The organism is Pseudohalioglobus lutimaris, assembly GCF_002866825.1.
GTDB lineage: Bacteria > Pseudomonadota > Gammaproteobacteria > Pseudomonadales > Halieaceae > Halioglobus > Halioglobus lutimaris.
On record NZ_PKUS01000013.1, the window covers coordinates 81344 to 107107 of the forward strand.

At 60.2% G+C, this 25764-nt stretch carries 16 protein-coding genes; 7 read left to right on the forward strand and 9 right to left on the reverse strand.

The genetic code is table 11. The annotated features are described in order from the left end of the window. The first annotated feature begins 81 nt into the window (after positions 1–81). The 3 genes from C0039_RS12180 (at position 82) to C0039_RS12190 (ending at position 4454) form a co-directional block, all read left to right on the forward strand. Entirely contained in the window at positions 82–2031 is a 1950-nt protein-coding gene (locus tag C0039_RS12180) for an acetoacetate--CoA ligase (protein WP_076000267.1), read from the forward strand. 83 nt (positions 2032–2114) lie between these two features. Next, positions 2115–3299 carry an acetyl-CoA C-acyltransferase family protein gene (locus tag C0039_RS12185; RefSeq protein ID WP_076000268.1) on the forward strand — a complete coding sequence of 395 codons (1185 nt, stop codon included), beginning with the start codon at positions 2115–2117 and terminating at the stop codon, positions 3297–3299. Positions 3300–3419: 120 nt separating this feature from the next. After that, positions 3420–4454 (forward strand): COX15/CtaA family protein, encoded by a 1035-nt coding sequence (locus tag C0039_RS12190; protein ID WP_076000269.1) that lies wholly within the window; start codon positions 3420–3422, stop codon positions 4452–4454. 45 nt (positions 4455–4499) lie between these two features. Here the strand turns inward: C0039_RS12190 and C0039_RS12195 are convergent, their stop codons facing one another. From C0039_RS12195 to C0039_RS12205, 3 genes are all read right to left on the reverse strand, one after another. Next, positions 4500–5606, reverse strand: coding sequence for a 3-ketosteroid-9-alpha-monooxygenase, oxygenase component (locus C0039_RS12195; RefSeq protein ID WP_076000270.1), 1107 nt, complete (start codon positions 5604–5606; stop codon positions 4500–4502). Positions 5607–5757: 151 nt separating this feature from the next. Next, a complete protein-coding gene (locus tag C0039_RS12200; protein WP_101518197.1) occupies positions 5758–6945 on the reverse strand; it encodes a flavin-dependent monooxygenase in 1188 nt (395 codons plus the stop codon). A gap of 218 nt (positions 6946–7163) precedes the next feature. After that, a complete protein-coding gene (locus C0039_RS12205; protein WP_076000272.1) occupies positions 7164–7835 on the reverse strand; it encodes a DNA-3-methyladenine glycosylase I in 672 nt (223 codons plus the stop codon). Positions 7836–7941: 106 nt separating this feature from the next. Between C0039_RS12205 and C0039_RS12210 the strand changes: the two genes are divergently transcribed. Further along, positions 7942–9285, forward strand: coding sequence for a mechanosensitive ion channel family protein (locus C0039_RS12210; RefSeq protein WP_165787117.1), 1344 nt, complete (start codon positions 7942–7944; stop codon positions 9283–9285). A gap of 23 nt (positions 9286–9308) precedes the next feature. Here C0039_RS12210 and C0039_RS12215 read toward each other — a convergent pair whose 3' ends face one another. The 6 genes from C0039_RS12215 to glgC all read right to left on the reverse strand — a co-directional run bounded on the left by C0039_RS12215 (position 9309) and on the right by glgC (position 19430). Then, the gene (locus C0039_RS12215) at positions 9309–11264 is read right to left on the reverse strand and encodes an outer membrane protein assembly factor BamB family protein (protein ID WP_101518199.1); all 1956 of its coding nucleotides are present in this window, start codon (positions 11262–11264) and stop codon (positions 9309–9311) included. Next, a complete protein-coding gene (locus tag C0039_RS12220; RefSeq protein ID WP_243391606.1) occupies positions 11261–13165 on the reverse strand; it encodes a pyrroloquinoline quinone-dependent dehydrogenase in 1905 nt (634 codons plus the stop codon). Before C0039_RS12220 ends, C0039_RS12215 begins: the two co-directional genes overlap by 4 nt. After that, complete coding sequence (locus C0039_RS12225; RefSeq protein ID WP_207796434.1) at positions 13165–14910, reverse strand: Vgb family protein; 1746 nt, start codon at positions 14908–14910, stop codon at positions 13165–13167. Before C0039_RS12225 ends, C0039_RS12220 begins: the two co-directional genes overlap by 1 nt. 80 nt (positions 14911–14990) lie before the next feature. Continuing rightward, on the reverse strand, positions 14991–16475 hold the full coding sequence (gene malQ / locus C0039_RS12230) for a 4-alpha-glucanotransferase (protein ID WP_101518200.1): 1485 nt from the start codon (positions 16473–16475) through the stop codon (positions 14991–14993). Further along, positions 16475–18172, reverse strand: coding sequence for a glycoside hydrolase (locus C0039_RS12235; protein ID WP_101518201.1), 1698 nt, complete (start codon positions 18170–18172; stop codon positions 16475–16477). The genes malQ and C0039_RS12235 overlap by 1 nt, the downstream gene beginning before the upstream one ends. Then, on the reverse strand, positions 18162–19430 hold the full coding sequence (glgC, locus tag C0039_RS12240) for a glucose-1-phosphate adenylyltransferase (RefSeq protein ID WP_076000277.1): 1269 nt from the start codon (positions 19428–19430) through the stop codon (positions 18162–18164). The genes C0039_RS12235 and glgC overlap by 11 nt, the downstream gene beginning before the upstream one ends. A gap of 133 nt (positions 19431–19563) precedes the next feature. On the opposite strand from glgC, the gene glgB reads away from it, so the two are divergent. The 3 genes from glgB to glgP are packed head-to-tail and all read left to right on the forward strand — an operon-like array spanning position 19564 to position 25754. After that, entirely contained in the window at positions 19564–21753 is a 2190-nt protein-coding gene (glgB, locus tag C0039_RS12245) for a 1,4-alpha-glucan branching protein GlgB (RefSeq protein WP_101518202.1), read from the forward strand. Further along, positions 21746–23194, forward strand: a complete 1449-nt coding sequence (glgA, locus tag C0039_RS12250) for a glycogen synthase GlgA (RefSeq protein ID WP_076000279.1) — start codon at positions 21746–21748, stop codon at positions 23192–23194. The genes glgB and glgA overlap by 8 nt, the downstream gene beginning before the upstream one ends. A 13-nt stretch (positions 23195–23207) precedes the next feature. Further along, a complete protein-coding gene (gene glgP / locus C0039_RS12255; RefSeq protein WP_101518203.1) occupies positions 23208–25754 on the forward strand; it encodes an alpha-glucan family phosphorylase in 2547 nt (848 codons plus the stop codon). Positions 25755–25764 lie beyond the last annotated feature (10 nt).

Sequence of the window (25764 nt, forward strand, 5' to 3'; positions counted from 1 at the left end):
TATCGATAGATCCATAAAATATATTTGATAAATATATTGCCGATGTCCATAGTTCGCAAGCTGAACCAGGAGGACAAGACGATGAATCAACCACTGTGGACACCCTCTGAAGAACGTATCGCAAAGGCGCATCTGACGCGTTTCCAGTCCGCACTCAGGGAGCGCGGTCTTCCGGTGGGCAATGACTACGCGGGCTTGCATCACTGGTCGGTGGCTGACCCCGCCGCCTTCTGGACGGCCATCTGGCAGGACGGTGACGTAATCGGAGAGGGCGAGCTCAGTCCCGCGCTGGTGGACGCGCAGCGATTTCCGGGCGCGCGCTGGTTTCCGCATACACGCATCAACTTCGCCGAGAACCTGCTGCGTTTTCGCGATGAGCGCACCGCCCTGGTGTCCCTGCTGGAAAATGGCGAACGCCGGGAACTGAGCTATGCCGGGCTCTACGCCCAGGTCGCCCGGCTGGCGTCCGCGCTGCGCGCGCAAGGGGTGGTGGCCGGTGACCGCGTGGCCGGTTTCATGCCCAACATCGAAGAGACAGTGGTGGCCATGTTGGCCACCACCAGCTTGGGGGCGCTGTGGTCATCCTGCTCGCCGGACTTCGGTATTAACGGGGTGATGGATCGCTTCGGCCAGATTGAGCCGAAAGTACTGTTTGCGGCAGATGGCTATCACTACAACGGCAAGCGCTGCGATTCGCTGCAGCGCCTGGCGGAAATTCGCCGGCAGATCAGCAGCATCGAGGCGGTGGTGGTGGTGCCGTTGCTGGAGCAGTCTCCCGATCTGGATGGCATCGACAATGCCGTACTGTTCCCGGATTACCTGGACGCATCTGCAACCCGGATTGATTTTCAGCGGCTGCCCTTTGATCACCCGCTGTACATCATGTATTCCTCGGGAACCACCGGCGTGCCCAAGTGCATTGTTCACGGCGCGGGCGGTACCCTTTTACAGCACATCAAAGAGCATCGATTGCATGTCGACCTGGACCGCGACGACGTGCTTTTCTATTTCACCACCTGTGGCTGGATGATGTGGAACTGGCTGGTCTCCGGACTCGCCACCGGTGCTACCGTGGTGTTGTATGACGGCTCGCCCTTTGCCAGTGAGGGCAGCTTGCTGCTGGATGCCATCGACAATGAGGGCATTTCCGTTTTCGGTACCAGCGCGAAGTTTATTGCCGCACTGGAAAAAGCCGGGCACAGGCCTGCGCTCAGCCACCGACTGGATACCCTGCGCACCATCCTGAGCACAGGTTCGCCGCTGTCTCACGAAAGTTTTGAATACGTCTACCGTGACTTCAAGGCTGACGTCTGCCTCTCCAGCATATCCGGCGGTACGGACATTCTTTCCTGTTTTGTGGGGGGCTGCCCGGTGCTGCCGGTTTATGTGGGTGAGATTCAGGCCGCCGGCCTCGGTATGTCAGTGGAGATATGGGACGAGTCTGGAGAGCCTGTCATCGGGGAAAAGGGAGAGCTGGTGTGCACCCGGCCCTTTCCCTGCGCGCCTGTCGGCTTCTGGAACGACGCCGATGGCAGCAAGTACCATGCGGCCTACTTCGACAGCTATCCCAACGTCTGGGCGCACGGCGATTATGGAGAAATAACCGGGCATGGTGGCTTTATTATCCACGGCCGCTCCGACGCTGTGCTGAACCCGGGTGGTGTGCGTATTGGCACGTCCGAGATTTACCGCCAGGTGGAGCGGGTAGAAGAAGTCGTGGAAAGTATTGTAATAGGCCAGGACTGGGGCGACGACGTGCGCGTGGTGCTGTTTGTTGTATTGCGTGAGGGCCTGGACCTTGATGATGCCCTGCGCGAGCGCATTCGCCAGTCCATTCGCGAGAACACCACGCCGCGACATGTACCCGCGGTGATCATTCAGGTCGACGATATACCGCGTACCATCAGCGGCAAAATTGTCGAGTTGGCGGTGCGCAATGTGGTGCACGGCCAACCGGTGAAAAATACTGACGCGCTGGCTAATCCGCAGGCCCTTGAGTTGTACCGTGACCTTCCCGAACTGCAGGCCTGAGCGGACCTGTTTTCCCGTGGGCGATCTGGTAAAGTGTCGCCCGCCTGATTTGATGAGTAACAACCGAACTCCCGGAGAGAAGCATGAGTAATCGTGAAGTAGTGATTTTGAGCGGTGTACGCACCGCCATCGCAGATTTTGGCGGCAGCCTGAAGGATGTTCCGGCGACCGAACTGGCGGGGCAGGTTGTGGCCGAGGCAGTGCAGCGCGCCGGTGTCGACAGTGCCGATATCGGTCACTGTGTGTTCGGTAATGTCACCCACTCCGACCGTCGTGATATGTACATGAGCCGTGTCGCAGCTTTGAAGGGCGGCCTGCCCAATGAGACGCCCGCACTGACCGTGAACCGCCTGTGCGGCTCGGGCCTGCAGGCGGTTATTTCCGCTGCGCAGGTGATTCTGCTGGGCGATTGTGACGCTGCGGTGGCGGGCGGTGCTGAATCCATGAGCCGGGTTCCCTACTGGCTGCCCAGTGCCCGCTTCGGTGCGCGCATGGGTGACGGCGTCATGGTCGACGCGATGATGGGTGCACTGACCTGTCCGGTAAACGATTACCACATGGGTGTAACCGCGGAAAACCTGGCTGAAAAATACAGCGTCAGCCGCGAGGAACAGGACGCGTTCGCCGCCGAGAGCCATCGCCGCGCCGTGCAGGCCCAGCAGGAAGGCCGATTTGTGGAGCAGATCCTGCCTATCGAGATAAAGACCCGCAAAGGTGTCACCATTTTTGAGACTGACGAGCACGTGCGCGACGGCGCCACCGCGGAATCCCTCTCCGGCCTGCGCCCGGCCTTCAAGAAAGACGGCAGCGTGACGGCGGCCAACGCCTCAGGCATTAACGACGCCGCCTCTGCGCTGGTACTGATGGAAAGGAGTGTCGCCGAAGCGAAGGGCCTCAAGCCCATGGCGCGTATGGTCGGTTATTCCGTGGCAGGTGTAGACCCTGCGATCATGGGTATAGGCCCCGCCCCGGCGGTGCGCCAGTTGCTCGAAAAGACCGGCGTTGCCCAGGACGATGTGGACGTATGGGAATGCAACGAGGCATTTGCCGCCCAGGCGCTTTCCGTGGTGAAGGAACTGGGTCTGGACCCGGCCAAGGTCAATCCCAACGGTTCGGGAATTTCCCTGGGTCACCCCATTGGTGCCACCGGCGCCCTGATTACCGTCAAGGCCCTGTATGAACTGGAGCGCACTGGCGGCCGCTATGCGGTATCCACGATGTGTATCGGTGGCGGCCAGGGCATTGCCGCACTGTTTGAGCGTATCTAGAGAGAAAGCCTGTCCACTGCGCTGTCATTCCCGCTGCTGCGGGAATGACCCTGCACAGGGTGCTGCGGCACCCTGAATCGCAACTATCACCAGATCCATTCAACGCTTCAGACGAACCTTATGCTGACCAACCAAAGACAGATTCACTACGACCGCCAGGTCGCCTACTGGCTGCTGCTTTGTGCCGCGGTAATTTTCGGCATGATCGTGCTCGGTGGCGTCACCCGACTCACCGGCTCCGGCCTGTCCATGGTGGAGTGGAAGCCGTTGATGGGAATTATTCCCCCGCTCTCCGAAGAGGCGTGGCTGGCCACCTTTGAGAAATACCGGCAGTTTCCCGAGTACCAGCAAGTCAATCGCGGCATGGACCTGGCGGGGTTCAAGTACATCTTCATGTACGAATACCTGCACCGGGTGCTGGGGCGCCTGATTGGTGTGCTGTATTTCCTGCCCATGGTGTACTTCGCCGTAAAGGGCAGGGTGCGCGCAGGCATGATGCCGCGGCTGTGGATGCTGTTTCTCCTGGGCGGTTGCCAGGGCCTGTTGGGCTGGTACATGGTCAAGAGCGGCCTGGTGGACAACCCACGGGTCAGTCAGTACCGCCTCACCTCGCACCTTGGTCTGGCCTTTGCGATTTACGCCTATATGCTCTGGCTGGCGTTTGACCTGCTGTTCTCGCGCGGCGCGGCCTCGCAGCAGCGCGGTGGCAAGTCGCTGTGGCTGGTTGCGCTGATCTACCTGATGATACTGAGTGGCGGCCTGGTGGCGGGAACACGGGCAGGTTTCGCCTACAGTACCTGGCCGCTGATGGGCACCACATTTATCCCACCCGGCCTCTACAGCATGTCTCCGGCGTGGCTCTCCGCGTTTGAGGACATCACCACCGTGCAGTTCAATCACCGTATATTCGCTTACATCCTGTTCGCGGTAGTGCATGCGTTTGCGCTGGTGGTGTGGCGTCGGGGGTTGAGCGGGCAGGGCAGGGTCGCTGTGTTGCTGTTGCTGGCTGCGCTGTGGTTACAGGTGATACTGGGTATCAGCACTCTGCTGTTGCATGTGCCGGTCTGGCTGGCGGCGAGCCACCAGGGCGGGGCGGTGGTGCTGTTATCGGCAGCGCTTTATTGCGCTCACGTGCTGCGCCGACAGGCGGGGTAAAACCCACCAGCCGGCGCAGGCCGCTTTGTTAACCAGCCAGGGTGGTCAGAAGCCCTGCTTGGCCAGTACTTCCTCAACAGTCGGTCCCTCCATCGTCACGTGTTCGCGAGCTTTCACCTGGTTGGGCTGTACCTCGTCCACATTGGTCATGAACTGGCTGTACCACTTGCGTACCAGGTTGATGGGGCCGTCCCCGTCACATAGCAGGGGGTTGTCGATAATGCACTTGTTGTTCCACACCGCCACGTCCTGGTGGAAGGACTCAATGTTCTTCTCCATGTATTCCTGCACCAAAGCCGTGTTCTGCGCTTTTGATGCCTTCGGGTTCTTCATCATCATCACGCCGAAATTGATGACGAACTGGTTCATGTCAGTAGGGATATGGCTCACCAGGAGGTGTACCTTCATCGGGTGCCCATCCATGAGACCGGTCATGGTCGTGGTCATGTAGGCAGGGCCTTCATAACGCGCAACGGAAGTAATCAGTCCCTCGTCGCCTTCAGTGAGAATATCGTGCCCACCCACCATGTACTGTACAAACTGATGCCCTTCCATGGTGTTCCTGAAGGACTTTACGCTGGAATAGTGAATGGGGCCAAAGTGGGCCATATCCGCCATGTTGTCCACCAGTTCCCGGCCCAGCGACTCGATGGGAATGGCTTCCATCTCCCAATCCGTCCAGGACTCGGAATACCAGTCTTCCATGCGCGCCGGTTCCTGTTCGGGGATAGGCGGGTTGCCTTCGGGGTCTTGCCATACAAAGACCAGTCCATTCTTTTCCAGCACGGGCCAGGACTTGATGACCGCTTTGTCGGGGATCTTGTTGGCGTAGGGGATGTCGTCACAGACACCGTCGGCGCCCCAGCTCCACAGGTGGAAAGGGCAAACCACTGAATTACCGGTTACCTCACCGCCACAAAGGTCACCGCCCATGTGCGGGCAGTAGGCATCGAGAATATGTACTTCGCCGTCTTCTTTACCGCGGTACGCCACCAGTTTGGTGCCGAACACGTTCAGTGCCCGTGGCTTGAGGTTAATGCTGTTGGTGGCGCCGACCACGTACCAGCCGCGAGCATAGCGCTCTTCGCGCTCGTCAGTTTTTATCTGGTAGGGTTCGCGTTTTGCCTGGGTGGTCTTTGCTGCTACGGTCATTTACTGTTCTCCGTTTTCCACGTTGTGGTGTGATTAGGGTCTGCCCCCGACGGCGTTGCCACGGGTATGGGCAAGAAGGGGGCACTTGCTGCGGTTGTTGATATCTATCAAGGGGGACGGTTCAAGCCTGAGAACCGCCCCCGTGCGTTGCCTAGAGGAAGAAATCCTCGTTGTTAGCGCCCATCATCACGGCGCCGACATTGCGGCCGAACTTGAAGGGGTTGTTGGCCACGTGCTGTCGGCCGGCGTTGATATCAAGCCACGCGCGGTTCAGAGGATGATCGCGGAAAATACCCTGGGCGCCGCAGGCGTTGAACATCAGGTTGATGGCGTCAGTGCATTTGCGTGAGACCAGGGCCGCGTCAAAGCGCATCTTGATGCGATCCTCGATTTCGAGCGCCACGCCGTTGCGCGCAGCCTCCACCATCCTGTCGAAGTTGCGGAACATGATGGTCTGGCACTCGTCAACGGCAGCGATGCACTCGGCCAGCGCCATACGCGCATCCGGGTCCTGGGCGACCTTGTTACCGTCGTTGAGTCCGACACGCTCCTTGTTGACCTGCACATAGCTGTCGATCACACCCTTGAGGCAACCGATGCTGGAAGAGGATACCGCGCGGACGAAAATCTGGCCGAAGGGCAGGCGGAATATGTAGTGGTCGTTTACCGCGTTGCCGGGGCTGTTGCACTCGAAGCCATCAACGGAACGGTGCGTGCGGTACTCCGGTACAAATGCATCCTTGACGGTTATATCGTGACTGCCGGTACCCTCAAGTCCGGACACATTCCAGTTCTCCACGATCTCGTAGTCGCTGCGCGGCACCAGGAAGGTGCGGTAGTCAGGTGCTTCGCCCGGGTTCTTCGGTGGCACCATGGCCCCCAGAAACGCCCAGTCGCAGTGCTTGGAGCCCGAGGAGAAACCCCAGTGTCCCGACAGCTTGTAGCCTCCGTCCACATGCTCAACTTTACCTACCGGCATGTAGGAAGAGGAGATCAGTGTCGAGTCGTCTTCGCCCCAGACATCCTGTTGTGCGCGGTCATCGAACAGCGCCAGTTGCCAGTTGTGAATCGCCACCACACCCAGTACCCAGGCAGTGGACATGCAGCCCTCGGCCAGGGTCATCTGCACCTTGAAGAAAACCTCCGGGTCCAACTCAAAGCCGCCGTAACGCGCGGGCTGCATGATGCGGAAGAAGCCGGCTTCCTGCATGGCCGCGATGGTCGCATCCGGGAGTTGCCCCAGTGCGGCGGTCTCCTTTTCCCGCGCGCGCAAGTTTGGAACCAGGTCGCGGGCGGCCTGGTAGAGTTGTTCTGCCTGTGTCTTCTGCGGTGCGTTCATTGTCCTTCCCTCGTTATAGCAGTTGTCTATTCCAGCCACTATGGCGGCACCGGGATTTCAGCTCATACCTCATATTGGCTAAAGCCGGGGCGCATGCGTCACGAGCTTGATCTGGATCAAGAACGCAGGGGGAAAGGGCGTTGCAGTCACTGTTCTATATCCGCGCAGGCGGGAATGTAGCGAGCCTGAGGTTTGCGGCAGCCGGCTTACCCCTGCCGTCAATCGACAGAACAGGCGCAGATACGGCTGATGTGACTGTAGGGCAGGCCGGAGGCTTCATGCCACTGGTTGAACGTGGCCTGGATGCGTTTCAGGTCGCGCTGGCTGGTGGGGTTGTCGGTGATCTCCAGGCCCGCGCGGCGCAGGCACCTGACCACGTCGCCAGTCACCACGAAGGTGTCCTTGCCCATGTTGCGCAGTACGCGCTGGCCGGTCATGCCGCCCAGCCGACTGCCGTATTGCTTCATGTGCCGGAACAGACCGATGAGGTCATCCTCGGGCCAGCGGCTCACCCATTTGCCAAAGCTGCCATGCTCCTTTGCCACGTCGCAGATGTACTGCGCGTTGTGCTGCACGCACAGCACTTTCTGCCGGTTGCGCACGATGCGCGGATTCTGCGCAATGCGGTCGATCTGTTCGGGGCTTAGCATCAGTATTTTTTCCGGCGGGAAACCGAAAAACACGTCTTCAAAATCATCCCATTTTCGATTGATAACGCGCCAGACGAATCCAGCCTGGAAGGTACAGCGGGTCATTTCCGCCAGCCATCGATGGTTGTGTGTGGCGGCGAGGGCACGCTGACTGCGCACCGTTGGCATCAGGCTGCTCAGGAGGTCGGCGCCACCGTGACGTTCACAGGCGCGCGCGTAAATTGCATCAAAGGCTTCCATGAGTGCCAGTGTAATGCAGCGGCAGCGCGCCGGTACAGTATACAGTGTGTTGGTCGAGGGAAGTCCCTGCTATCCTTCAATGCGCCAAACCAATCAGAGTAGCAATATGTCGGACCCGAATGAAATTATGGCGGCGCCGGTCGCCGACCAGACGGTAGAACAGGCCGTGACCCAGGTAATGCCGATCAACGAGGATACCTTGCTGGTATTGCGACTCTTTGACCACATGGATGCCTCGGCACCACTGATGCGCCTGGTTATCGCTGCGACAATTATTGGCGTATCGTTGCTGCTTCTGTTGCTCACCCGGGTTTATATCTCGCGCCGGCTCAAGCGTATGGAGGCGGCGCCCGAAGAGCGCTACCGTGCGCTGCGCTGGCAGGCGCAGGACCTGCTTTCTGCCGCCGACATGAAAAACCTGTGGATGAGTGTCTGGACCTGGTTGGGTCGGCTTCTCTCCCTGCTGTTCATACTGTCGGCCATCAACGGGTTGCTTCTAACCTCCGGCTGGACGCTGCGCCTGGCTGCATCGATGATCACCAGCTTCCTGGATGCGCTGGTCTATGTCTGGACCGGGTTCGTCAGTTATCTGCCCAACCTCGTCACCATTGTGTTGATCCTGGTCGTGGCACGCTTTGTCATCAGAACCCTGGGGCTTATATTCGAAGGTATACGCACCCGCAGAATCTACCTGAAAAACTTCTACCCGGAGTGGGCCGACACCAGTTTCGGGCTCGTCAAGCTACTGATCTATGCGTTAACCGCGGTGATTATTTTTCCCTACTTGCCCGGCTCCAGCTCACCCGCCTTCCAGGGCATATCGATCTTTGTGGGAGTGCTGGTCTCGCTGGGTTCAACCACTGCAGTCTCCAACGTGATCGCCGGCACGGTGCTGACGTACACACGGGCTTTCAGCGTGGGAGACCAGGTGGAGGTGGGTGGCACCCGTGGCCGGGTGGTAGAGCGCAGCACCTTCGTGACCCGCATCCAGACCCTCAAGAATGTGATTGTTTCCATACCCAATTCCATGGTGCTGACCAACAACATCATCAATTACAGCAAGAATATGGGGCAGAAGGGCCTGCTGGTGCACACCAGCGTTACCATCGGCTACGACGTGCCGTGGCAGACTGTTAACCAGTTATTGATCGCGGCCGCACAGAAGACAGACCACATCGCGGAAACGCCAGCGCCCTTTGTTTTACAAACCTCGCTGGACGACAACTATGTGAGCTACGAGATCAACGGCTGGACACGTTCACCCGAGGAGCTACCGGCCATCTACTCTATGTTACACGCCAATATTCTCGACGAGTTCCACGGTCATCAGGTGGAGATAACGTCGCCGCACTACCGTTCCGTGCGCGATGGCAATGCCAGCACCGTAGCCGAGGTGATGCCGCGTGAGGCGCCAGCAGAAGCAGCCGAGGCCGCCAACAAGCCGGTGTGAACGCTGGTCATCATGGCCCGCGTTTACTGTCGCAGGCGATAGGCCAGTAGTACGTTGCCGGGTAACTGCCCGAACATGGAATAGCCGGACTGCACGTAGAGCCAGTCCCCGGCCAGCACCTGTCCGTCTACATCGATGGAGCCACCGTGACCCTTCACACCGTTGATTGTGTCGAAGGGCTTTGCCGTTGCGGTCTGCCAGAGTATGTCGCCGTTGCGAATATCATAGGCGCGCAGTATCCCGTTCAGGCCGCCGCTGAAAACCACTTCCTCGGTCGCGGTTGCCGCGGCGGAAAGCCCATAGAAGAACGAGCACTGGTACTGCTCCTCCAGCGAGCGGCTCTTGCCTTCGCGCATGCTCTGCAGGCCCACCAGGGGCTTGTCCTCCTCCGCCAGGTAACAGCCACGTTCCACACCCTGGAACCAGATGGGTTCGCCGCTGCGCACCTCAAGTGCGTGTATTCCCGGTCTGGGGTCGTAACCCGGGCGCGGCCGCTCAGGGTCGGCAGCGGGTACCAGCAGGTGCTCCCCGGACAGCGCCATGCCCCAGTGGATGCCGCCGTTGGTGGTGGTCTGGTGCAGGTCGGGGCCGATGGCGGCGTTGCTCACCTGCTGTTTCCACACTAGTTTGCCGTTCATGTCCAGCGCCATGGCGTCACCGGACTTCTGGCCCACCAGTAACAGCTCCGTTGAGTCATCCAGCGTTGCGTGAATCACCGAAGCGCCGATATCGAAATCACCACCGGCGTTTTCCGGGCAGTTGGCGCCGTCGTTGAGGCAGGCCGCGTTCCAGACATCGTCGGCGGTGGCCTGGAAGCTCCACAGCAACTCCCCCGAGTCCAGGTCCAGCGCAATCACCGCGTCCGAGGTAGCCGTGGCGGGATGGGAGAGGTTTTCCCCGGTGCCGGCGTAGAGGCGGTTGCGCCCCGCGTCGATAGTCGGTGTGCTCCACACGGAAACGCCAGAGGGGCCGAACATCGGTTTGCCGTCGCGATCAACGCCTTGTTCGGTCGCGTCTGCGGTGGCGTGCCATTCCCACAGGCGATCACCGTCGCTGGCGTCCAGGGCGATGATGCCACCGTGAGACGTGCAGCAGACATGCTGGGGGTTGCCGGCCGCGGCCACTTCATAGGAGGACACAGGCACAAACAGTCTGCCGTCATGGTAGCTGACCGAGCCGGTAATGGTGGATGTGTCGAACAGTCGTACGTCGGCTTTCCACTCTATTTCCAGACTGGCCGGATCCACGGCATAGACAAATGCCATGGAGTCGGCGAACACCAGTATCGGCTTGCCGCTGCCGTCTTCGGCGAGGGTAATTGCCGAGCGAATGCCACTGGCGACCTTGGTGTGCGCGCGTATGCACCCCAGCTTGCGATCAATCGCGTAGAGCCTGCCGGTCTTGTCGCCGAAATAAAGCGTATCGCCAACCACGGCCGGCTGAGAGCGCATATCGGTGACCTTGGGAAAAGCCAGCGCCCAGTCCAGTTCCAGCGTGGCCACATTGTCCCGGTCTATGTTGCTGTGCACCGGGCTGGCAAAGCGCTGGTTGCCAGGTCCCAGGCCCCAGTCTCCCGAGTAGGTGACGCCAGGGGGAGCGGGGGCATTGCTACAGGTGCTCGCCGCCAGCCACTCGTAGTGCCCCGTATCTGAACCGGTGAGGTAGATGGAGATCAGCCCGCGCTCGATCTTGCTGAGGTTAGCGGCCATGGGCTGCATCTTGCCGAAGGTCAGCGCCACCATCACCGAGTCCAGGGAAAATCCTGACAGCGACTCACGGGTTGGTGCGTGCATCTGCGGATTGTCGTGGCAGTTGGCGCAGTGCTCATCGAACAGGCGCTCACCGAAAAAGGCCAGGGGCAATTTATCGGCATGCTGCAGCGCGAGGCCTTCCAGGGTTTTCATCGGAGAGTCCTGCAACGCCAGCCAGGTGGCGCAACCCGCGATCAGGAGAAGCAGTACCAGCAATATCTTTTTCATGGTGACTCCAGGGCGAAGGCGTACAGGTAATCACCGTGAGCGCGGCCGAACATGGCATGCCCGCCGGCGTTGATCACCACGTACTGGCGGCCCTTGTAGGTATAGGTCATGGGAGTGGCAGTAGCATCTACAGGCAGCGTGTATTTCCACAGCATGTCACCGCTGTGTGTGTCGAAGGCGCGTATTTGTCGGTCCATGGTCGCGCCTATGAAAAACAGTCCACCGGCTGTGGCGATACCACCGCCCAGGTTGGGTGTGCCCCAGTTGATGTGGAAGGGCAGGGGGAACGGGCCCAGTTCATGCACCGAACCCAGCGCCTGCTCCCACAGAATTACGCCGCGCTCCAGGTCGACCGCTACCAGTTTGCCCCAGGGCGGCGGACTGCAGGGAATGCCCAGGGGGGACACCATGGCGCCGACCTCGACATCGTAGGGTGTGCCCTGCATGGGCACGCGCATGCGCTCACCCGATGCCGGGTGGTCGCGCTTGTCGCGCTCGCCCGGGTTGGCCGAGGCAGGTATCAGCCTGCCGGTGAACGGGGCAGTGTTGACGTTCAGCACCAGCACACCTGAATCACCGAGAATGGCACCGCCGCCCCAGTTGGCCCCGCCCAGACTGCCTGGCAGCATCAGCGTCAGTTTTTCACTCAGCGGCGTGAACAGGCCCAGGTTGTCCAGTTCATCCAGTTGCCGGGCGCAGTCGCCGCGGTCCCAGAAGGTGAGCCCCCAGGCCTGTGCCGGCATAAGGAAGGAGTCCAGCAGCGGCGGGGGAGCAATGGGCTTGGGCTGGGTAGGTGCGGAGGACTCGCCCGGAATCTGCGAGGGTGGCACCGGTTGTTCCGTAATCTCCCAGAGCGACTCGCCGGTGCTGCGGTCCAGTACGAACACAAATCCCTGCTTGGTGGGCTGCGCCAGGGCCGGAATGGCCTTCCCGTTGCGGGTCCACTCAAAGAGAATCGGTTGCGCCGGGGTATCGTAATCCCACAGGTCGTGGCGCACGTGCTGGAAGTGCCAGCGCAGTTCCCCTGTCTCCAGCGCCAGTGCAACAACACTGTTGGCGTAATTGTTGTCGCCGGGCCGGTTTACGCCGTAGTAATCGGGCGACGGTGCACTGGTGGGCAGGTATACCAGCCCCAGTTTCTCGTCCACGGACATCGGCGCCCACACATTTGCACCGCCGCTCTGCGCCTGGCCCTGCAGTGGATCAAAGCGCCAGCGCAGTTCGCCCGTGAGGCTATCGAAAGCCTGCACTGTGCCGCGCGGTGCGCGCGAATAATGAAAGTCCACAACCGTGGAGCCGGTGACGACCACGCCAGCCGCTACCAGGGGAGCAGAAGACGTGCTGATCATGTCGGCGGGCTGGTCGTTGCCGTGCAGGGCCAGCACGCCGTTTTCGCCGAAGCCTGCGCAGGGTTCACCGTTGCGCGCGTCCACCGCCAGCAGGCGCCGGTCGTGCGTATTGCTGTACAGTCGATGGCGGCAGGCAGCGCCGTCCGCTACCCGGGTTTCTTCATAGTAGGCCACACCGCGACAGCGGAAAGGTCGCTCGCCGGCCAGTTTAACGCCGGGGTCATGGCTCCAGCGTTCTGCGCCGGTTGCCGGGTCCAGGGCGATGATCCGGTTAAACGGGGTGCAATACACCAGCGATTCACCGGCCCTGGGCGGCAGTAAAAGTGGGGTGGACTGCGCAGAGGTATTACCCATCCACTCGGCCAGGTGCTGTTGGTCACCGCTGCGATGCACCCAGGCCACGTCCAGTTGGCTGACGTTGTCGCGATTGATCTGTGCGGCCGTGGAGTAGTGGCGACCGCCCTGGTCGCCGCCATAATATTGCCAGTCCCCGGCGACACTGGCCGATGCGCACAGGGCTGCCGCCAGCGAGGCGATGAGGCGCAGCGGCATCACTGCTCCAGCGGTGTGATGCGCAGCAGGGTTGGCGTGGCGCCCTCCGACTGCCAGGTGGGGAAGTGGGAGTTGCTGGTGTAGATGGCGCCGTCTTCCTCGGAGATCTCGATGTCCCGGGTAAAAAAGCGCTGGCGCGGCATCGGGTAGACTTTCCAGCTTTCGCTGGCGATATCAAAACTGAGAATAGTGTCAGACTGGTTGCCATTTACCCAGACGACGCCCCGGTCCCGGTCCACGTTCAGCGCATAGGGCAGTTCATTGACCACCGGCAGTTCGTAGCGGGTGAAGGCCTTCTTGACCGGGTCGTACTTCACCAGCAGGCCGTTCTGGAAGGCCACCACCCAGATATTGCCGTCAGCGTCTGCACGCAGGCGACGCGGTCCCTCAAAGGGGAAGTCGATCATAGTGATCTCGCCGCTGTCCGGGTCTATATGCGCCAGGTCGTTGGCGTACAGCCGTGCCACCCAGATGTCTCCATCAGGGGCGACGTCGATGCCATAGGGCATGGGCAGGCCGGTTGCCTCGCGGTCCGGTTCGGGGGTGGGCCGGTTTTCCGGGGCCAGACTGAACAGCAGTGGCAGGCTTTTCAGGACCAGCCATTCCCGGAAGCCGCGGGCCGGCAGGTCGTAAAGTGTAAACTCGCTGGTTTTCCTGTCGAACATGGCCACCTGGGAAGACAGTGCCAGGGTGAACCACACCCTGTCCTCATCGTCGGTGCGAATGGTGTGCGGATAGTAGCCACCGGGCATGTCGTGGATGATGAATTCCTTGGTCTTTACATCGAACTCCAGCAGCGATTGCTGCATGGACGGGGTAATGAAAATATTGCCGTCTTTTTTTGAATAGGCGAAAGAGTGCACGCCCATATAGTTGTGCATCTTCGGGAAGACGGTAAAACGATTTCCGAGGATGCCGCCGACCCGGGCGTCCTCATAGTGGGGTACCTTGTATACCGTGTACTCACCGGTTGCCGTATCGATCTCGTAAATGCGGTCGAACAGGTTGTCACCCACGTACACCATGCCATTGGGGTGCAGCAGGAAATCATGCATCTGCGAGAATCCGTCGCCAATGGGCCACTCGGTCATCTCTACTTCTGACAGGTGTTGCTCCCAGGTTCTGGGTTGCGGCACCTGCTCCGGGTGCTCACGCAATTGGCGATACTCTTTTTGCAGGATTTCGGCCACCTGGTGAATGTCGTCCCCTGGCAGGCGGGCGCCGTAGCTGTTCATCCGCTCGATTACACTCACCCACTGCTCCACGGTGCGCTCATTGCGCATAAAGGGCGAAGCCTGCTGGTGACAGAAAGCGCAGTTAAGCTGGAAGGTTTGTTTCAGTTCTTCATCACCGCCGAAAGGCATCTGTGACAGCCACACATTGGAGGGGTAGCTGGCATGTAGCTGCTGCTCATTCATGGGTGCCAGGGCAATGCTGTCCTGCGGTTCAGTGAACCAGGCATCCTGGTACCCCTGGGCACGTACGCGGTAGCTGAACTGACCTTCCTCGAAAATATCGGCGTGCCCGTCGGCAGCGGTAAAGCGCGTCACCGTTATCGCTGAGACATTGGTCACACCGTGAGGGGCGTAGCCATCGTCGCTCAGGTCTGCCTCGGGTACCTCCAGCGGCGTGCGCGTTACCATGGCCTGGGCCAAGGGTGTGCCGTCGGCGTCGGTGACCAGCAACTCGCCGGCGGCGGTATCAAGGGTGAACAGCAGCAGCAACAGAGCAGCAGGACGCATCATCAGCTTCAATCCATCATTTCGGGTAGGGTGATTATCCACAGAACCGGGTAAATAATCACCAGCGGAGTCACCCCCGGGTATCAGTCGCGGAGTCGCCCGTGTTGTTGCAGCAGGTCCCGTGTCCGTTGATACAGGTCTGCGGGTACCTGGTCCCAGTTGAAACGCCAGCGCCAGTTTCCCGAGGTGGTGCCCGGTGTGTTCATGCGGTGACTGCCGTCCAGTCCAAGCAGGTCCTGCCAGGGTACGATGGCGGTGTTGGCACGGGAGGCCATCACCTGGCTCACCATCGCCCAGGGCATGTCAGACGCAGTGCAGTTGAAATAACCGCAGACCTTTTCGCGCGTGGCATCGTCAAGATCCAGAAACCACCCCAGGGACGTGTCGTTGTCGTGGGTTCCGCTGTAGACCACGTCGTTTTCATCGTGGTGGTGGAGCAGGTAGGGGTTGTCCGGGCTGCCGTCGAACGCGAATTGCAGAATAAGCATGCCGGGCAGGGCAAAATCCTTGCGCAGTGCTTCTACCTCCGGGCTGATAACGCCCAGGTTTTCCGCTATCAGGCGCAGTTCGGGGTAATTTTCGCGCACCGTGTTGAGCAATTCCCGGCCGGGTGTGGGTACCCAGCGACCGTTTATGGCGCTGGTGGCATCAGCGGGAACTTCCCAGTGTGCCTCCAGCGCGCGGAAGTGGTCGATACGCACTATATCGAACATGCGCGCTGCGGAAGCAAAGCGTTGCAGCCACCATTGAAAACCATCGTCTTGCATATGCCGCCAGTTGTACTGCGGGTTACCCCACAGCTGCCCCTCTGCCGAGAAGTAATCCGGTGGTACACCGGTCACCGTGATGGGCTGGCCGTATTCATCCAGGTCAAAACTCTCCTGGTGGGCCCAGACATCTGCGCTCTCAAGATGCACGTAGATGGGCATGTCACCAAATAGCAGGATGCCGCGCTCGTTGGCGTAGGCTTTCAGTTCGACCCACTGGCAATGGAAAATGAACTGGCGAAAACGCAGCTTGCTGAGCTGCTCCGCAAGCTCCATGGCCCGCCGGTCGCAGGTGTCAGTTTCACGGTTGCGCAGGCCAGGCTCCCAGGTGCTCCACGGTTGGCTTTTTTCGGCGTCACGGAACGCCTGGAAGCGTACATAGTCCTCCAGCCAGAAGTTCGCCTCCCCGGCAAACTCACTGTAAGCGCTCACCAGTGCCGACGTGCCGGCGCTGAACAACTGCTCGAAGAAAACCTGCGATGCCTGGTCCAGCGCCGCGCGTTTTTCAAGCGGACCGCGTTTCCCCTGGGCCGCCTGCTGCGCTGACAGCATGCCCTGGTCCACCAGCCAGTCCAGGCAGATCAGGTCAGGGTTTCCTGCGTGTACCGAGGAGGATTGGTAGGGACAGCCGTCATCGTGAGTCGGCCCCAGTGGCAACACCTGCCAGATGGACAGGCCCGCAGCGACCATGGCGTCGATAAAGCGCTTCGCTGCGGCCCCGAATTCGCCTGTATACGCCTCTCCCGGCAGGCTGCTGGGGTGCAGCAGGACGCCTGCCCTGCGCTGATTGGCCTGTGGCATTACTGTGCGCTCTGGTCGTGGTGGCGCATGACTCCGCCGCGGCTGGGTTGGCCTCCGCCACGGGATATCACTTCAGACAGGTACCCGGGGGCTTCAACGTTGAGCAGGTAGTAAAGGTGTGCCAGGTGCATTCGGTACAGCTGGTCAAACTGGCTGACGGTGGGACCGGGATTGTAATCCCCGAACCACCAGAACCAGTCGGAACCCTCGCATATTGCCAATTGCCTGCTGGCGTCCCGCAGCTGCTCCGCGGACAGTTTCCCTTCTTTAACCTGCTCATCGAAGCAGCGCTTGGCCTCGACCAGCAGGTCCCAGGCGCGGTTCTTTTCCGGGGCGCCGATCCATGTGGAAAACGTGCCATAGACCCAGCTACCGGCTACCAGGTGTTCTTCGTGGACAGGCTGTGGCTCGCACGTGCGGATAAAGTCCGTCACTGTGGTCAGCTCCAGCTTGGTGTTTTCCGCCAGTGTCTGGTACAGGTGGCTCAGGAAGTACCAGGCATTCTCCGGGTAATACTCCCAGGCATTTTCCCCGTCCAGGATAATGGTAATGAGGCAGTCGCTCCGGTCGGGGCAGAGGTCGGCGATATGCTCCATATGCCCCACCAGATTGGCCACTGCATCTTCGGCGTGCCAGTCTGAGTAGCTGAAGCCGATGAGGTCGGAGAGACCGTCATCGCGAAAAATACAGTTGATACCGGCCTCGCCAAAGCGGTAGACCTTGTGGCTGCAACCGTGATGCGTGTTGTCGTGGCTGTTGTTCAGCACGCTGCCGCCGCTGGCCAGCCAGGTAAATCCCGCCTCTTCGAACAGTGGCAGTGATTCCTGGCTCACTCCCCCTTCCGATGGCCACAGGCCCTGAGGACGCAGGCCGAAAACGCGTTCGAAGGTATCCAGCCCCTGTTGCAGGTGCCAGCGTGCGCGCTCTCTGCCGCCCGGGTAGGTGGTGTTGATGGGCAGGTGCGCGTCGGGCATCGCTTCGTGGGCGCTCTCCATATCCAGCAAGAGAGGGACAATGGGATGGGCGTAGGGGCTCATGATCAGCTCCACCTGTCCCGACTCTGCCAGCGCGCGATAACGGGGGATCACGGATTCAAGCAGTTCCAGCAGTATTTGCAGCAGGTCACGGCGTTCATGGAGCGTGTAGTTGTAGCCCTTTTCCTGCAGCGCCCTGATGCGCGGGTCAGTTCGCCGCGCGGACTCGGCCAGCCAGGAAAGGTGATACCACACCAGCAGGTCGGCCAGGAACTGGTTGGAGGCGTAGATCAGTGACGCGGGATGCTCTTTATAGTAGTTCGCCAGGTCAGCAAGGCGTCGATAGGGTTCAAACCGTTCGATCATGTGTTCCCGGTTGGCCTGCAGGCACTTTTTCATCAATTCCAGACGTAGCTCACCATCTCCCGGCAGGGCCGGTTCGACCAGGTCTGCCAGTAGCGGGTCATTAATAGTGCCCCTGCCTGCCAGGAACGCCTTCACTTCCCGGATGTAGGCTTCAATCTGCTCCAGCAGGATAGGTGCGAAGTTCACCACCGCCTTTGCGCGCGGCACCGCCTCCAGGTGCGCTGCCATATCCACATAGTCCTTCACGGCGTGCAGGTAGGTCCATGGCAGTTGGGAGGTGCCGGTGCCCATGTTGCGATATTCCGGCTGGTGCATATGCCAGCACAGGACGACCTTCATCGGCTGGTCAGAGTGCATGGTGCACCCGCTGGCCGAGCATCTCGGGCGTTACCAGTACGACGCCACCAGGGGAGACGTGAAAGCGCCGGGCGTCTTCCTCCGGGTCCACGCCGATCTGTGTGTTAGCGGGAATAGAGCAGTGCTTGTCGATAACTGCCTTGCGAATCAGGCAATGGCGGCCAATTTCCACGTGGGGGAAAATGACCGAGTCCTCGATCTCTGAATAGGAATGAACACGTACGTTTGAAAACAGCATGGAGTGGCGCACAGAAGAGCCGGAGATGATGGAACCTCCGGCAACCATCGAGTCCACGGACATGCCCCGCCGGTTCTCGTCGTCGAATATGAATTTGGCCGGGGGAACCTGGTCCTGGTAAGTCCAGATAGGCCAGCGCAGGTCATACAGGTTCAGTTCCGGGCTGATGCCGATCAGCTCCAGGTTGGCCGCCCAGAAAGCATCAAGCGTGCCCACATCGCGCCAGTAAGCTGATTCGCCGCTGGAACCATCGCGAAAGGGAAAGGCACTGACCTTCCGCCTGCCAATGTTGCTGGGAATAATGTCCTTGCCGAAGTCGCGGCTGGAGCCATCGGTGTTGGCATCGCGAATCAACTCGTCGATAAGTACGCTGGTCTTGAAAACGTAAATCCCCATGGACGCCAGCGCCTTGTCCGGCCGGTCTGGCATGGCGGGAGGGTGTTCCGGTTTCTCCTGAAACTCAACCACATGGTCGCTGTCGTCAACGGCCATCACGCCAAAAGCCGAGGCTTGCTCAAGCGGTACCTCTATACAGCCCACGGTGATGTCAGCATCGCTCTCCACGTGCGCGGCGAGCATGGTTCCATAGTCCATTTTGTAGATATGGTCGCCTGCCAGGATCAGCACATACTCGGGTTTGTGGGCGCGAATAATGTCGATGTTCTGGTATATCGCATCGGCCGTGCCCTGGTACCAGGACGTCTCCAGGCGTTGCTGGGCCGGTAGTAGTTCGACGAACTCACCCAATTCACCGCGCATGAAGCCCCAGCCACGCTGGATATGCTGGTTGAGACTGTGCGACTTGTACTGGGTGAGGATTCCGACCCTGCGAATGCCCGAATTGACGCAGTTGGACAGGGGGAAGTCGATTATGCGGAATTTGCCACCGAAGGGTACTGCAGGCTTCGCCCGCCACTGGGTGAGCTGCTTGAGGCGCGAGCCACGACCGCCTGCCAGTACCAGTGCCAGTGTGTTGCGAGTGATGCGGCTGACGTGACGAACTGAATCAGGATTATTCATAGCGGTTTCATTGATCTGTTATTCAGTTAGCGTAAAGTAAAGTGCAGGCATTAACGTCCTGTTACAGTGAGGTTAATCAGCCGAACACGATTCGGTGAGCATACTAACCTCAGACTAATACAAACGGATTGGAATGGTAAGTCAAAGGCGGACAATCAGTGACAGTGTTCAACGACTTCTGGCTGGGAGGCATCACGACCCCTTTGAAGTGCTGGGTTGTCACCGGCGCGGCAAGTTCTGGCATGTGAAGGCAATAGCGCCAGGCGCAGCGGCCATGGAAGTGGTGCTGGCCGATGAGAAGGTGGCCATGAAGCGCCTGCCGGACACGGATCTGTTTTCCGCCAGTATCAGTGCATCCTCGCTGCCCTCATATCGCCTGCGTAGCAGCGATGGTGCCGGGCAGTGGCGTGAATTTGATGACCCCTATCGCTTCAAGCCACTGATCGGTGACCTCGACCTGCACCTGTTTGCCGAGGGCAGGCACCAGCACCTGTACCGTATCCTCGGCGCCCACTGCTGCCGACACGAGGGGGTTGAGGGCGTGCGTTTTGCGACCTGGGCGCCCAATGCCGACAGGGTGAGCGTGGTGGGGGACTTCAACGCCTGGCACGGCCTGGCGCACCCCATGCGCGTGCGCGGCGGCAGTGGGGTGTGGGAATTGTTCATTCCCGGCCTGCCTTCAGCGGCAAATTACAAGTTTGAGATTCGTGGCCATGACTCGGGCCTGCACCTCAAGGCAGACCCATTCGGCAACGCCTTCGAATTGCGCCCGGCCACGGCGTCGGTGGTGCAGCCGCCCAGTGAATTCCGCTGGAGTGACGATGACTGGCTGCAACGCCGGGCAAACTGGGACTGGCAGAGCGCTCCGGTTTCTGTCTATGAGTTGCAGCTGGCCTCCTGGCGGCGTGGAGAGGACAATGCGGTGCTCAACTACCGTGAGATCGCCCCCGAGCTGGCCGATTACCTTGAGGCCATGGGCTTTACCCACGCTGAGCTGTTGCCGGTCACCGAGTATCCCTTCGATGATTCCTGGGGCTATCAGCCCACCGGCTACTTTGCGCCGACAGCGCGTTTCGGTACGCCTGACGACTTTCGCTTTTTTATCGATCACCTGCACAGTCGAGGCATCGGCGTGATTCTGGACTGGGTGCCCGCGCACTTCCCCCGTGACGCCCACGGCCTGGCGCGTTTCGACGGCACCGCGCTATACGAACACGCTGACCCGCGCCGGGGCGAGCACGCCGACTGGGGCACGCTGATTTTCAATTACGGTCGCCGCGAAGTACGCAACTTCCTGCTGGCCAGCGCCAATTACTGGCTTGAGGAATTTCACCTGGACGGCCTGCGCGTGGATGCAGTGGCCTCCATGCTCTACCTGGACTATTCCCGTGAGGATGGCGATTGGGAGCCCAACCAATACGGGGGTAACGAGAATCTCGACGCGATCGACTTCCTCCGTGAGCTGAACACGCTTACCCATGGCGCGCACCCCGGCACCCTGACCATCGCAGAGGAATCCACCGCCTGGCCACAGGTTACGCGCCCTACCTGGGTGGGGGGCCTGGGCTTTTCCATGAAGTGGAATATGGGTTGGATGCACGACTCACTGAACTACATGGCGCAGCCGCCGATATACCGCCAGTATCACCACGACCAGCTGACCTTTGGCCTGATGTACGCGTTCAGCGAGAACTTCATGCTGCCTTTTTCTCATGACGAGGTCGTACACGGCAAACGTTCCTTGCTGGGCCGCATGCCCGGGGACGACTGGCAGCGCTTCGCCAATCTGCGCCTGCTGTATCTCTACATGTTCACTTATCCGGGAGCCAAGCTGCTGTTTATGGGCTGCGAACTGGCTGACCCGCTGGAGTGGCGCCACCGCGAGCAGCTGGACTGGTCGCTGGTTGAGAAAGCCCCGCACCGGGGTGTTCAGCAACTGGTGCGTGACCTCAACATGCTGTATCGGGAGCTCACCCCACTGCACCGTTTCAATTTTTCACCGCAGGGTTTTGAGTGGATCGACTGCAACGACGCCACCCAGTCGGTGCTGGCCTACCTGCGCCGGGATGAGGACCGCTTCCTGTTAGTGGTACTTAACTTCACGCCGGTGGTGCGGCAGAACTACCGGGTGGGCGCGCCGGTGGGCGGGGTTTACCGGGAAGTGCTCAACTCCGACTCGCGGTACTACGAGGGCAGCGATGTGAGTAATGGCCAGCGCATTGTCAGCGAGCCCAGCAGCTGGATGGGACGGCCCTGCTCACTGGTCTTAACCCTGCCGCCCATGGCGGGCATAGTGCTGCAACTGGAGGCGGCCGATGTCTGATCGTGGCCGATTGTTGTTCGTCGCCAGTGAAGTGTATCCACTGGTTAAAACCGGTGGTCTGGCGGACGTCGCGGGTAGCCTGCCAGCGGTGCTGCAGGGGATGGGCGTGGACGTGCGCATCCTGCTGCCCGGGTATCAGGACGTGCTGGAAAAACTGGACAGTGCCAGAGAGGTCGCCCGGGTTGCACTCACCGGTGGCGACGTCAGCATCGTGGAAACGCAGTTGCCAGGTAGCGGCGTGACCACCTGGCTGCTGTGCCACCCACTGTTCAGTGAGCGCCCGGGTAATCCCTATCACGATGCCCAGGGAGTGGCCTGGGTGGACAACGCCGAACGCTTTATGCTGTTGTCGCGATTGGCCGCAGCTCTCGCCTGTGGCGATACCCCGCTGGAGTGGCTGCCCGATGTATTGCACTGCAACGACTGGCACACTGGCCCCGCCATCGCGCTGACGCACCAGCACGAGAAGCGACCGCGCACGGTATTTACCATTCATAACCTCGCTCACATGGGCATGTTTGACCGCCTGACCTTTGACCGCCTGCAGCTTCCCGAGCACTTGTGGACAGGCGGCGGCCTGGAGTTCTATGACCAGCTGTGTTTCATCAAGGGCGGCCTTGGTTACGCTGACTGGATTACTGCGGTCAGTCCCACCTATGCGAAAGAAATCTGTGAGAGCCCCGGGGGTCTGGGCCTGGAAGGCCTGCTGAGCCATCGTCGTGATCACCTCGTCGGTATTCTCAACGGTATCGATGAGCAGGTCTGGGACCCGGGCAGCGATCCGCTGCTGGTACAGAACTACGATCGCGACAGCCTGGATGATAAACAGGTGAACAAGCAGGCCCTGTTACAGGACCTGGGTCTCGATGCGGGCGATGACCTGCCCTTGTTTGGTTTTGTTGGTCGCCTGGCCGAGCAGAAAGGGCTGGGCCTGTTGCTGCCGCTGCTGGATGAGCTGTTAGCGTTGCCCGTTCGCCTGGTGGTACTGGGCACCGGCGATAGCTCGCTGGAGCTGGCCCTGGCGCAGTTGGCCGAGCGTCATCCGCACAGCATGGCGGTCAAGCTGTCTTACAATGAAACGCTGGCGCATCGTATTGAGGCTGCGGCAGACGTATTCCTGATGCCGTCCCTGTTTGAACCCTGCGGATTAAACCAGATGTATAGCCTTCGCTATGGCACCCTGCCCCTGGTCAGGGCAGTCGGCGGCCTGGCAGATACGGTGACCCACGCCAGCGCGGAGAATCTTGCCAGGGGCACGGCCACCGGCTTTGTTTTTGTCGAACCCGATTCCCAGTCACTGTGGAGCGCATTACAATGCGCGCTGCAGCTATGGCCAGACCGCGAGGTCTGGCGCAAGATGCAGCGAACCGCGATGGCCCAGGATTTTTCCTGGCAGAACAGCGCGCGCAATTACCTATCGCTTTATGGCCTTGATGCCTAGTTGAGGATTCACTATGCCCGGTACGCGTTTTCCCCTTGAGGTGCAGCCCCGTATTCCAGCGGAGCTCAACCGTCTCAGCGAGGTTGCCAATGATCTCGTGTACAGCTGGGATCGCTCCATTCGTTCACTCTATCACCGCCTCGATAGGGAATTGTGGGACGGTTGCGGTCACAACCCGAAAGTGTTCCTTCGCCGGGTGGCCCAGGATCGACTGGACGATGCTGCCTCAGACCGCTCCTATATGGAGGACTACCGGCGGGTGATGGCGGCTTATGACGCCTACCGGGAACACCGGGTGCACCCTGAGCTGGCCGAGATCCTCGATCCTTCGGAGGACCTGATCGCCTACTTCTGCCTGGAGTTCGGCTTTCACGAGAGTTTTCCCATCTACTCGGGTGGCCTGGGTATTCTTGCCGGCGACCACTGCAAAGCGGCGGGTGACCTGGGTCTACCCTTTGTGGCCGTCGGCCTGCTTTACCAGGCCGGCTATTTCACCCAGACCATCGATGGCCAGGGTCACCAGCAGGTGTCCTACACCCGTTCACACCCGCACGATCTGCCGGTGGTGCCAACACTGACCGAGTCCGGCCAGCATCTCACTCTGGAAATCGAGTTCCCCGGGCGCACACTCAGGGCTCAGGTATGGACCGCCCAGGCCGGGCATATCAAGCTCTATCTACTCGACACCAATATACCCGGCAACACAGCGCAGGACCGGCTTATCACCAACCAGCTTTACGGCGGCGACAGGGAGATGCGCCTGCAGCAGGAACTGGTGCTGGGTGTCGGTGGTGTGCGCGCGCTACGGAAACTGGGAGTGCGCCCGACCGTCTGGCATATTAACGAGGGACACGCCGCATTCCAGCTGCTGGAGCGCTGCGCCTATCGCATGAATGAAGGCATGGATTACGACAGCGCCATGGAGCTGGTGGCGGCGGGTACCGTCTTCACCACGCACACACCGGTGCCGGCGGGCCACGATATCTTCGACCATCACCTCATGGTGAAATACCTGCAACCCATGGCCAGCGCGCTGGGGATGGACTTCGACAAACTGTACGCTCTGGGCCTGAACTCAGGCGATGGTTTTAACATGACCAGCCTCGCCCTGCGCTGCACCCGGTTCCATAACGGTGTCAGTCGCGTTCACGGCCGCGTCGCGGCGGAGATGGAACAGAGTATCTGGCCGCAGATTCCGCACCAGGAAAACCCCATCCGCCACGTGACCAACGGCGTACACCTGCAGACCTTCCTCGCGCGAGAATGGATCAGCCTGTTCGACCTGCGCCTGGATGACTGGCGCAATGAACTGCTCAACGAGGATTACTGGCAACGCCTGGAGGATATTCCCGATTACCACTACTGGAGTATTCACAAGGCGCTGAAGCAGCAGCTGTTGCAGCGCGTGCAGGACACACTGGTGGCCCAGCAGCAGCGCAACGGAACCAGCGATGCGGTGGTGCGGCGTATGACCCGCCATTTAGTTGACGACGACAACGACGTGCTGGTGATGGGGTTTGCTCGCCGTTTTGCCACCTACAAGCGCGCGGGGATGTTATTTTCCGACCCGCAGCGCCTGGCGCGCATTCTCGGCAATGCCGAGCGTCCCGCCATTATCGTCTTTGCCGGTAAGGCGCATCCAAGCGACCATCCCGGGCAGCAGTTGATCAAGCTTATTCATGACTACTCGGTACACCCTGACTTTATCGGCAAGATATTTTTGCTGGAGGGTTACGATATGGCGCTGGCCCGGTCCATGGTCACCGGCGTAGACGTGTGGCTCAATACTCCCGAGTATCCGCTGGAAGCCAGTGGCACCTCCGGCCAGAAGGCCGGTCTCAACGGCGCCGTCAATCTCAGCGTGCTCGATGGCTGGTGGGATGAGGGCTACACCGGCGATAACGGCTGGGGTATTACCCCACGGGATGAGCACTTTGGCCATGAGCAGCGCCAGCAGGAGGAGGGGAATGACCTGCTCAACATCATTGAGCATGAGGTGATTCCCACTTACTACCAGCGCGATGGTTCCGGCTACTCTCACCAGTGGGTCACGCTGTCAAAAGCGTCGATGAAATCGACTATTCCCCGCTTCAATGCCCAGCGCATGGTTCGTGATTACGTGCGCGACTTCTACGCGCCGGCCCGGGACCAGCGGCGCAAACTGGAAGCCAACGGCGCATCCCTGGCCCGTGAACTGGCGGCGTGGAAGCAGCGGGTGCGCGAGTCCTGGGCAGGAGTGCGCATGGAGTTGCAGGTGCAGCCTTCGGCTCACCTGTTTCACGATGATCGGCTCATGTTGCGCGTGCATGGCCACCTCAATGGCCTGGCCGCCGGTGACGTGAAACTGGAGTGCCTGCTGGGCCGGGAGGTTGCGGGCGATGAGTTCAAAGTGGAGCAGATAGCAGAGCTGTCAGCCATGGGTGAGGAGAACGGCGCCACGCTGTTTGGTATCGACCTGGAGGCGAAACTCGCCGGGCTGCAGTACTACAAGCTGCGCATGTATCCCTACAACGAGGCCCAGAGTCATCGCTTCGAAATGGGGGCTATGATCTGGATCTAGCCCCGGTTGA